The 9,782-nt window shown below is 71.1% G+C and carries 7 protein-coding genes; all 7 read left to right on the top strand.

Going from position 1 to position 9,782, the window contains the following annotated elements; all coding sequences use genetic code 11:
* Positions 1–28: 28 nt before the first annotated feature.
* The 7 genes from FB468_RS10160 (at position 29) to FB468_RS10130 (ending at position 9,752) form a co-directional block, all read left to right on the top strand.
* On the top strand, positions 29–1,033 hold the full coding sequence (locus FB468_RS10160) for an AAA family ATPase (RefSeq protein ID WP_141887238.1): 1,005 nt from the start codon (positions 29–31) through the stop codon (positions 1,031–1,033).
* Positions 1,030–2,415, top strand: a complete 1,386-nt coding sequence (locus tag FB468_RS10155) for a DUF58 domain-containing protein (protein ID WP_246055843.1) — start codon at positions 1,030–1,032, stop codon at positions 2,413–2,415. Before FB468_RS10160 ends, FB468_RS10155 begins: the two co-directional genes overlap by 4 nt.
* The gene (locus FB468_RS10150) at positions 2,412–4,937 is read left to right on the top strand and encodes a transglutaminase domain-containing protein (protein ID WP_141887237.1); all 2,526 of its coding nucleotides are present in this window, start codon (positions 2,412–2,414) and stop codon (positions 4,935–4,937) included. Before FB468_RS10155 ends, FB468_RS10150 begins: the two co-directional genes overlap by 4 nt.
* A complete protein-coding gene (locus tag FB468_RS10145; RefSeq protein ID WP_141887236.1) occupies positions 4,934–5,758 on the top strand; it encodes a PP2C family protein-serine/threonine phosphatase in 825 nt (274 codons plus the stop codon). The genes FB468_RS10150 and FB468_RS10145 overlap by 4 nt, the downstream gene beginning before the upstream one ends.
* Positions 5,755–6,234, top strand: coding sequence for a hypothetical protein (locus FB468_RS10140; protein WP_141887235.1), 480 nt, complete (start codon positions 5,755–5,757; stop codon positions 6,232–6,234). The genes FB468_RS10145 and FB468_RS10140 overlap by 4 nt, the downstream gene beginning before the upstream one ends.
* 93 nt (positions 6,235–6,327) lie before the next feature.
* Positions 6,328–8,370 carry an FHA domain-containing protein gene (locus FB468_RS10135; protein ID WP_141887234.1) on the top strand — a complete coding sequence of 681 codons (2,043 nt, stop codon included), beginning with the start codon at positions 6,328–6,330 and terminating at the stop codon, positions 8,368–8,370.
* 215 nt (positions 8,371–8,585) lie between these two features.
* Positions 8,586–9,752, top strand: coding sequence for a branched-chain amino acid ABC transporter substrate-binding protein (locus FB468_RS10130; RefSeq protein ID WP_141887233.1), 1,167 nt, complete (start codon positions 8,586–8,588; stop codon positions 9,750–9,752).
* The last annotated feature ends 30 nt before the right edge of the window (positions 9,753–9,782 follow it).

Below are 9,782 nucleotides of genomic sequence, written 5' to 3'. Positions count from 1 at the left end.
TGGCCAGCACACCGATTCGAAGGAACCCATGAGCAGCGAGACCTCACCCCAGCGCCCCAGCGCCTCAGAGACCCTCACGCCAGAGCAGGCGCAGTGGGTCGCCCAGGTATTCGAAGCGTGCGCCGACTCGATCGAGCAGGCGATCCACGGCAAGCGCCGCGTCGTCGAGCTCGTGCTCGCAAGCGTGCTCGCTGGCGGCCACGTGCTGCTCGAGGACGTGCCGGGCACGGGCAAGACCGCGCTCTCGCGCGCTCTCGGCCAGGTGATTCAGGGGACATCGGCCCGCATCCAGTTCACCCCAGACCTGCTGCCCGGCGACGTCACCGGCGTCTCGGTGTTCGATCAGCGAGCCGGCACGTTTGAGTTCCACGCCGGCCCCATCTTCGCAAACGTCGTCTTGGCCGACGAGATCAACCGGGCGAGCCCGAAGACCCAGTCGGCCCTCCTCGAGGTGATGGAAGAGGGCCAGGTGACCGTCGACGGCCACACCCACGAGGTCGGCACCCCCTTCATTGTCATCGCCACGCAGAACCCGGTCGAGCAGGCCGGCACGTACCGCCTCCCCGAGGCGCAGCTCGACCGCTTCGCGATCAAGACGTCGATCGGCTACCCCGATGACGCGGCGATGATGCGCATTCTTCAGGGGTCGCGGGCTGAACGCGAGGAGATCCGCCCCGTCGTGACGACGGCGATGGTGACGCAGGCGCAGCAGTTCGTTCGTCGCGTGCACGTCGGCCCCGTCGTCGCTGACTACGCAGTGCGCATCGTGGAAGCGACGCGCCGGGCAAGCGAGGTGCGCCTCGGTGCGAGCGTGCGCGGCACGATCGCGCTCGTGCGCCTCGCGTCGGCGTGGGCAGCCGCGCACGGCAGGCACTTCGTGACACCCGACGACGTGCGCGACCTCGCGCTCGTCGCACTCGCCCACCGCCTTGTGCTCGAGCCCGAGGCCGAGTTCGACGGGGTCTCGGCGGAGGACGTTGTTGGGCGCATTCTGCTCGACATCCCCGTGCCGCAGGAGAACGGCGGCGCGTGAGCGTGGACACCTCCCGCGCTCCTGACAGGGGCGGGTGGAGCCGAACCCAGACCCACGGCACGACCCGATACGGGGAGACTGCCACGCGGGCGCAGGGGCCCGGGGCCGAGCTGCGCGCGACGCGCAGGTCACGGCTTCGGCGCTCATGGCGTCGAACCCGGCAGCGGCTCCGCCGCGTTCTCGCGCGCGCGACGAACACCGTCACCCCGGTGGGCTGGCTCGCGCTCGGCGCCGCGCTCATCGGCGCCGCCCTCGGCGCGCTGTTCGGCTGGGTTGAGGCCTGGTTTGTCGCGATCCTGTTCGGCCTGCTGCTGCTCGTCGCGCTTCCCTTCCTGCTCGGCAACCGCGCGTACCTCGTGCGCATCGCGCTCGACAGGATGCGCGTCGTCGCCGGTTCGGCGTTCGAGGTGCGGCTCGAGATCGAGAACGCGAGCCGCAGGCCCGCGCTGCCCTCGACCGCCGAACTTCCCGTCGGGAACGCGCTTCGCGAGGTGCCCATCCCGTTCGTCGCAGGCAACGGAAGCGTCGAGGTGCCGCTCGCGGTCCCGGCGCCCGCCCGAGGCGTGATTGAGGTCGGCCCGCTGACGCTCGCGCGGCAGGATCCGCTTGGGCTGCTACGCCGTGAAGTGACCTGGCGCGACCGCCACGTTGTGCGCGTTCACCCGCGCACGGTGCCGCTCCCGCCGGGGTCGGCCGGCATGGTGCGCGACCTCGAGGGGGCGGCGAGCTCCCGCCTCACCGACGCCGACCTCTCGTTCCACGCGGTGCGCGAGTACCTGCCGGGCGACCCGCTGCGCCACGTCCACTGGAAGTCGACCGCGAAGAGCGGCACGCTCATGGTGCGCCAGTACGAGGAGTCGCAGACGGCGCGCGCCGCCGTGCTGTTCGACTCAGACCTCGATTCGTACGCGGGCGAGGACGAGTTTGAGCTCGGGGTGAGCGTCGCTGCCTCCGTGTCGCTGCAGGCGGTTCGCGAGGGGCGCGAGCGCTTCATCGCCGCGGGCGCTGACTTCGCGGTCGCGCGTGGCCGCGCCGGTACCCGTGGGCTGCGCGAGCTCCCCTCGCACACCCCCGAGCAGCTGCTCGACGCGTGGGCTGAACTGCTCTCGCCGGAGGAGCCCGCGCCCATAGAGTGGCTCGCCCGCAGCCTCGCCGAATCGCGCCGCTCGCTGTCGGTCGTCACGATCGTCACGGGCTCTGTCCCCGACATCGCGAGACTGCGGCGCGCGACCCTCGCGCTGCCGAGCGGCGTCGCGGTCGCCATCGTGCGCTGCGAAGAGCTCGCCGAGCCCACCGTGCGGCTTGCCGACAGCGCGGTCTTCTACACGGCGGGCGCGCTCACCGACCTGCCGCAGTTGCAGCTGCGCGGGAGCAAGCTGTGACGGCGCAGGCCGGCGCTCCCGCCCGCAGGCGCCGGGCGCGCTCCGCGGGGGCGGTGAGCGCGGGCGTGCTCGCTCTCGCTATCGCGCTCATCTCGGTCGCCGCGGCCTGGCCGATCTACGAGACCCCGCGCCTCTGGCCCGTCGCGGGTGTCGCCGCAGCCAGCGCCTACGCGATCGTCGTTGCGGGAAACCGGTGGCGCTGGGGCGCGCTCACGGTCGCCGCGCTGATCGCCGCGCTCGTGATATTGCTTGTGCCCGTCGCAACCCCGCAGGCGCTCAGCTCAGACTCCGCTGCGGGCGGGTGGGGGCTGCTGCGCGGCCTCGGCGACGCCCTCGCGGCTATCGCGCTCGGCTGGAAGCAGCTCCTTACACTGACGCTCCCCGTCGGCACCTATCAGACGGTGCTCGTGCCCTTCTTCGTGCTCGTGTTTGCGGCCGTTGCCGTCTCGACGGCGCTCGCTGGGGCGCGCGGGAAGCTGCCCGTCATCGCCGCGCTGCCGCTCATGGCCCCTGCGGTGTTTGGCACGACCTTTGGCTCTTCCGCCGTGAGCGCCCCCCTCGCGCTCGGCCCGCTCACGGTGCCGGCGCCGCGCGAACTCGGGATTTGGATCGCGGCCCTCGGCATCGTCGCCGTCTGGCTGAGCTGGGCCGCGGGCCGAGAGCGGCGTGCGGCGCTGAAGCGCGGCAGGCGACCAGACGACACGGCGGGATCGCCCGGCCGGGGCGCCGTGCGAAGGAACAGTCTCGCCCGCGGCGCAGCCGGGATCCTCGTTGTCGGTGTCGCGACCACCGCCGCGGTGCTGGCCGCCCCCGCGTTCGCCGGCGATACGCGCGCCGTGCCGCGCGACAGCATCGACCCCGAGGTCGTCGTGCGTGACCAGGTGAGCCCGCTCGCCGAGTTTCGCGTGCTCAAGCGTGACGACACGCTGTCGGCGGAGCTGTTCAGCGTCAGCACAGACGGGCCGACGCCAAGCCGGCTACGCCTCGCGGTGCTCGACGGGTACGACGGCGTCGACTTCTTCGTCGGCGACCCCGCGAATTCGGGGCGCTTCACCCGGTTCCCGAGCGGCGTCACCGTCGCGAAGCCAACGGAGCTGCACGTGAGTGTTGGGCCTGGCTACTCGGGCGTCTGGGTGCCGCTTGCGAGCCCGCTTGCGGAGCCGCCAACGTTCGGGGGCGCCCGGGCGGCACAGCTCGCCGATAGCTTCTACGTCAACCGCGACACTGGAGGCGCCGTCGCTGTGCCAGACGGGGCAGGCCTCGCCGAGGGCGACGAGGTGACCGCGCTCGTCTCGGCCGCCCCCGACGCGCGCGTCGGCGAGAAACCCGCGAGCGCGCAACCGCTCGTCGACCGTGAGACGCTGCCGCAGCTCTTCCGCTGGCTCGAGCTGCAGTCGGTTTCGCCGACGGGGGCCGGGCTCACCGACGCCATCGACAGGCTCCGCGCCCGCGGATACCTCAGCCACTCCCTGACCGACGGTCCCGGCGAGGGCGCCTGGCTGACCGAACTCGGGCCAGACGCGCCCGCCGGTTTCGTCTCGAGCCCGGGCGGGCACTCGGCGGCGCGCATTGAGCAGCTCTTCACCCAGCTGATCGAGCAGCAGGAGGGCGCCGGTGAGCGCGCGGGCGATGCCGACCTCGTTGCCGCGATCGGCGACGACGAGCAGTTTGCGACGGCCGCCGCCCTCGTCGCGCGGGCGCTCGGTTTCGACTCCCGGGTCGTCGTCGGGGTGCGGCTCGCGGGCAACCCCGTGCCGGGCACCCCAACCTGCGCCGACGTCTGCGAGGGCAAGCACGTTGCCGCGTGGGTCGAAGTGAGGGGCGCCGACGACGTGTGGGCGCCGATTGACGCGTCACCGCAGATCGCGGTACCGCCGCTGCTGCTGCAGAAGGGCGAGCAGCTCCCCGAGTTCCCGACGACCCCCGAGGAGCGCGACGCGAGCGAGAGCGACCCGCCCGTCGGGTCGGCGAATGACGACGGTAGCGCCGACGACGAGCCTGAGAAGACCCAGGACGTGTCGCTCTGGCCGCTCGTACGCGCCATAGGTCTCGCTGCCCTCGCCCTCGCGCTCGTTGCGCTCGCGGTGCTGTTCATTCCACTGCTGAAGGCCGTGCGCAGGCGCTCGCGCAGGTCGCAGCGTCGGCCTGAGGCGCGGGCCCTCGGGGCCTGGCACGAACTCCTCGACCACCACACCGACTCGAGAGGCCGGGCGGCCGCACCCGTGCGGGGCGAGAGCCGACACGGTACGATCGAGGCGCTTGCCTCCGCAGCTATCTCGGTGCCAGACGGGGAGTGGATCGCCGCGACGGTCGACAGGGCCGTGTACGCTCGCGAAGGGATCTCTGAAGAGACTGCCGACCAGCTCTGGGCAACGGTCACCGAGCATGTGCGAGCAGACAGGGCCCGGATAGGGTTCTGGGGGAGGCTGCGCTCGCGCTTCGGGCTCGGCTCCTTCGCGGCAGCGATCCCGAGACCCCGACGAACCTCATCCCACACCCCTACCGAAAGAAGTCGCCAATGAACAGCCTTGAGCTCGACTTCGCGGCGCTCACGGACGTGGGGCGGAAGCGGCAGGTGAACGAGGATTCGGTGCTCGCGAGCACCCCCTGCTTCCTTATTGCCGATGGCATGGGCGGGCACGAGGCGGGCGACCTCGCGAGCCAGGCCGCGCTCGCGGCGTTCGCGGCGGGCATTCCCGAGGGCGCGCCGGCGAACGTGGCGCTCGCCGGCGAAACTCTCAACGCGGCCCGGGTCGCGGTCGCGGAGGTTGCCGCCGGGCGTGAGCGGGGCGCGGGCTGCACCCTCACGGGGGCCATCCTTGTGCTGCACGAAGATGAGCTGCACTGGCTCGTACTCAACATCGGCGACTCGCGCGTGTACCTGCACCGCGGCTCCGAGCTGCGGCAGGTGACCGTCGACCACTCGCTCGTCGAAGAGGTCAGGCGGACGGACGCCGGCGCCCAACTCCCGCCACGAAACATCATTACCCGGGCGCTCGGCTCGGCAGACTCCACGGCAGACTCCTGGCTCATCCCGGTCGAGACGGGCACGCGCATGCTGATCTGCTCAGACGGGCTCACCACGGAGCTCCCAGACGAGGAGCTTCGGGCCGTGCTCACGATGGGCGGCCGTGCCGATGCCGTCGCCGCCGAGCTCGTGCACCGCGCCAACGACGCTGGGGGCCGCGACAACATCTCCGTAATTGTGCTTGACACGCTCGCTTGCGATCGAACGTGGCACGTGAACTCGACGATCTCGGGTGGCGCGGGTGACACCGCTGGCGACGAGACTGTCACCGCGACGCGGCCCGTTCCGCGGCCGGCGACCGGGGCAGCAGCATGAGCGACTCGGTAGACACGGGAAGCTCCTCGGGCGGGCCAGCGGCCCACGCCTCCGCGCGACCGCGCGTGGCCGGCCCGCAGCCCGGGGCGGCGGTGCCTGAGCCCGTCGAAGAGCTCTCGCCCGAGCTGCGCGCGCAGATGTTTAAGCCCGCGATCGATACGCGGCACCGCGCGCCAGCCGCCCCCTCTCCGGCCGAGGAGGGAGCGCGGCCGAGAGCCGGCGTGCGGGCCGGGCTGCCCGTCATGTACGGCCGCCGCTCCGAGAAACTCCGGGACGCTGGCGGCGATCTGGCCCCAACGCCCGGCACGATCGGGGTCGCTCCGACCGGCTACGAGATCCCACTCGCCGACCGCGCCGACCTCCCCTCGCTCGCCGCACTGAACCGGCGCTTCGCGATCGCGGCCTTCGTGGGCGGGGTCGCGGTGTCGGCCCTCGCGGTTGCGGGCGTCTGGTGGGTTGCGACTCAGCTGCTCTGAACGCGTGTGGATCGCGCGCTCCCTGTACACAGCACCCGCCAAGCCACGGTACCTTAGATATAGCAAACGTCTGCTGCGTAAGGTGAGGAACATATGGCCAACGATGCGGGGATCCCAGGGTTCGGCGGGGCGATCATCGCCATTATTGGTGTCTGGTCGATTGTCGGTATCGGGGTCTATGTCTGGTACCTGTGGTCGCTCGCTCGCCTCTTCCCACTGATCGGGCTGCCCGCGGCTCACGGCTGGATCCCGGTGTGGAACCAGTGGCGCCTCATCGAGCGCGGGGGGCTGCCCGGTTGGCTCGCCGTGTTCATGCTCGTGCCCGGCCTGAGTCTCATCGCCTACGTCGCATCGATCATCGCGATCCATCGGATCAACACCGAGCAGGGTGAGGGCGCCGGGATGACGGTGCTCGGCGCGGTTATCGCGCCGCTCTGGGCGACGCTCCTCGGGACGCGCATTCAGGATCGCGGCTACGCCGCGGGGCAGCGCCCGGGCCGCTACGCGGCCGGCGCAGGGCTCGTCGAGTACGGGCCCGATGGCCAGGTGTACCCGCTGCTGCGGCCGGAGGGCGCGCCCGCACCGACTCCGACGCAGGGGCAGTTCACGATGCCGCCCGTGCCTCGCACGTTCGCTGCCCCGGAGGCGTCCGCGGCGGCCGCTCAGTCCGCTGGCGTTGCCCCGGTTGCTTCCGCCGTCCCGGTTGCCCCCGTGGCTCCCGCAGTTACGGCTCCCGGCGGGCTGCCCGCCGCCCCGCCGCGGCTGTCGCGGTCGACGCACGCACCCGTCGTACCTCCCGTTGCCCCGCCCGCGCAGCCCGCCGCACCGGGCGCCGGGGACCAGAGCGCCGTCGGGGGCGAGCCCGTGTACGAGGCGAACCCGTGGGGGCTCGGGAAGACGACGGAGGGGAACTTCCTCCGCCTCGCGGGCGAGGAGCTGCCAGCCCGCGACCCCGGCTTCGGCGCGGGGCAGGATCTCAGGCCGTTCTCGTGGCCGGAGCCAGCTCCGGCTGCGCCTGCCGTACCCGCGGTGCCGGCTGTGCCCGCGGCGCCGGCTGTGCCGGCCGTGCCCGCTGCCGCCCCGACCGCACCCGAGGCTTCGGCGGAGCCCGCCACCGTCGGTGAACCCGTGACCCCGGTTGTGTTGCCCGAGCCCTCGCAGGCTGAGGCCGCAGCTTCCGTGGCCGTGGTGGAGGAGCCCGTAGCGGCCCCCGCGGTTCCGCTCCCAGATTTCTGGGACGAACACCTCGCGCCTGACGCGGCGTCAGACGAGGCCGCGCCTTCGACGCTCACGGACGAGAGCCTCGATCTTGATCCGGCGGGGCTACCCTTTGCTCCCGCACAGCCAGTCGCTCCTGCTGCTCCTGCTCCTGCTGCTCCTGCTGCCCCTGCTGCCCCTGCTGAGGCGCTGGCCTCTGAGCCTGTTGCCCCTGAGTCTGTTGTCTCTGAGCCTGTTGCCCCTGAGTCTGTTGTCTCTGCACCGGTGGTCGCGGATCCTGAACCGGTGGTTGTGGACCCCACTCCGGTAGCTCTCGATTCTGCTCCGGTGGCCGTCGATTCCGCGCCTGTCGACCCTGCCCCGGTCGTGGTCGAGGCTGATCCTGCTCCCGCTACTCCCGCTACTCCCGCTGCTCCCGCTGCTCCCGCTGCTCCCGCTGCTCCCGCTGCTCCCGCTGCTCCCGCTGCTCCCGCTGCTCCCGCGCCCGCCGATTTCGCGCCGGCCCCGGTCGCGAGGCCTGTCGCGCCGCCGAGCGCTGCGGAGCTCCTGGGGCTCACCGACGACGACCTCGATAGCACCGTTGTGGTGACTCGGGCGGCGCGGTGGGTGCTGGAGCTGCCCGGTGGGCAGCTTCACGAGCTGCAGGGCGACGACATCGTGCTCGGGCGCAAGCCTGTCGCGATTGACGGTAGTGAGGTGCTGGTCGTGCAAGACCCGACGCGCACCCTGTCGAAGTCGCACGCGCGGCTCCGGCGGGAGGGCGATGGGTGGACCATTGAGGACCTCAACTCGACGAACGGTGTGTTCATGATGAACGAGGCCGGTGAGCAGGTCGAGCTGCACGCGGGCCAGCCCGCGCCGGTCACGGGTGAGCTGCTGATCGGCACGCTTCCGGCGGCTCTTCGGGTGGCGGAATAACGAGGGAAACCCGACTGGTTGCCTCACCCGGTTGTGCTGCCCAGGCAGGACCGTGTCGGAATTGTGACCTGTTTTGTTTGCGCTCTCCTTCTGAATCAGTAACATTGCACTGACGGGTACCTGCCGGTGCCGCGCTCATAGCCAACGTAGGCTGCGCGGCGCGAAACGCACTTCCCGCTCAATATTCAATGATGAATGATTGGAAGGAATCGTCAATGATTTCACGTTCACACTCACGCGGGCGGCGCCTGGTGACCCTCGGCGCGATCGCCGCATCGGCTGCTCTGGTGCTGACGGGCTGCTCCGGCGGCCTCGCGGGCGGCGACAGCGGTGGATCGAGCGACGGCCCGATCAAGCTCGGCATGCTCGCGCCCTTCTCGGGCTCTGAAGCAGCCTTCGGTGACTACATGAAGTACGGCGCCCAGCTCGCCATCGACGAGATCAACGCCGACGGCGGCGTCGACGGCCGTGAGCTCGAGCTCGTGACCGAGGATGACGGCTGCGATGCGACCGCGGCGGTCGCGGCAGCGAACAAGCTCGTCAGCGCGGGCGTCGAAGGGTCGGTCGGCGGCTACTGCTCCGGCGCGACGCTCCCGACCCTTCCCGTCTTCAAGGAGGCGGGCATTTCGATGGTGATCCCCGCCGCAAACTCGACGAAGCTCGTCGGCCAGGGCGCGTTCCTCATCAACGGCACCGGCACCCAGCAGGGCAAGGCTGCCGTCGCGTACGCCGAGAAGCTCGGCGCGAAGTCCGTCGTGCTTATCGATGACAACACCGATTACTCGGTCGACCTCGCGAACGCGTTCGAAGAGCAGGCGGGCAGCCTGAACATTGTGAAGCGGGAGTCGGTCAACCCCGACGAGAAGGACTTCGGCGCGAACACCAACAGCGTCATTGGCGCGAACCCCGACTTCATCTACTGGACCGGGTACTACCAGGCCGGTGGCCTGCTCATCGATCAGCTTCGCGCTGCCGGCTACGACGGCACGATCCTCGTCGGCGACGGCTCGGTCGACGCGCAGCTCGCTGCGATCGCTGGCCCCGCGATCGAGAACGTGTTCGGCACGTTCACCCGCACCCCCGACATGCTTGAGGGCGGCGACGCCTGGGTGGCAGCGTACACGGAGCTCGCGAAGGCTGACCCCGGCCCGTACTCGATGCAGACCTACGAGGCCGTGAAGGCGATCGCGCAGGCGATGGACGACGCCGGCAGCACCGACGCGGAAGCGGTCGACAAGGCGCTGCTCGGGCTGAAGGCGTTCCCGCTGCTGTCGGGCGACCTCACGTTCGCGGAGGACGGCTCGCGTGAGGGCGGCGGCTTCGTCATTGTCTCCCCGACGGGCGAGAAGGGCGCGTTCGTCCTGTCCGACGACCTCTCCTAGGTTCCTGGCGACCGGCCGCCGCGAGCGACG

Source organism: Leucobacter komagatae (assembly GCF_006716085.1).
In the GTDB taxonomy this organism is placed as follows: domain Bacteria; phylum Actinomycetota; class Actinomycetes; order Actinomycetales; family Microbacteriaceae; genus Leucobacter; species Leucobacter komagatae.
The sequence above is the reverse complement of the archived record's forward strand: the minus strand, read 5'-3'. Positions and strand labels throughout refer to the sequence as shown.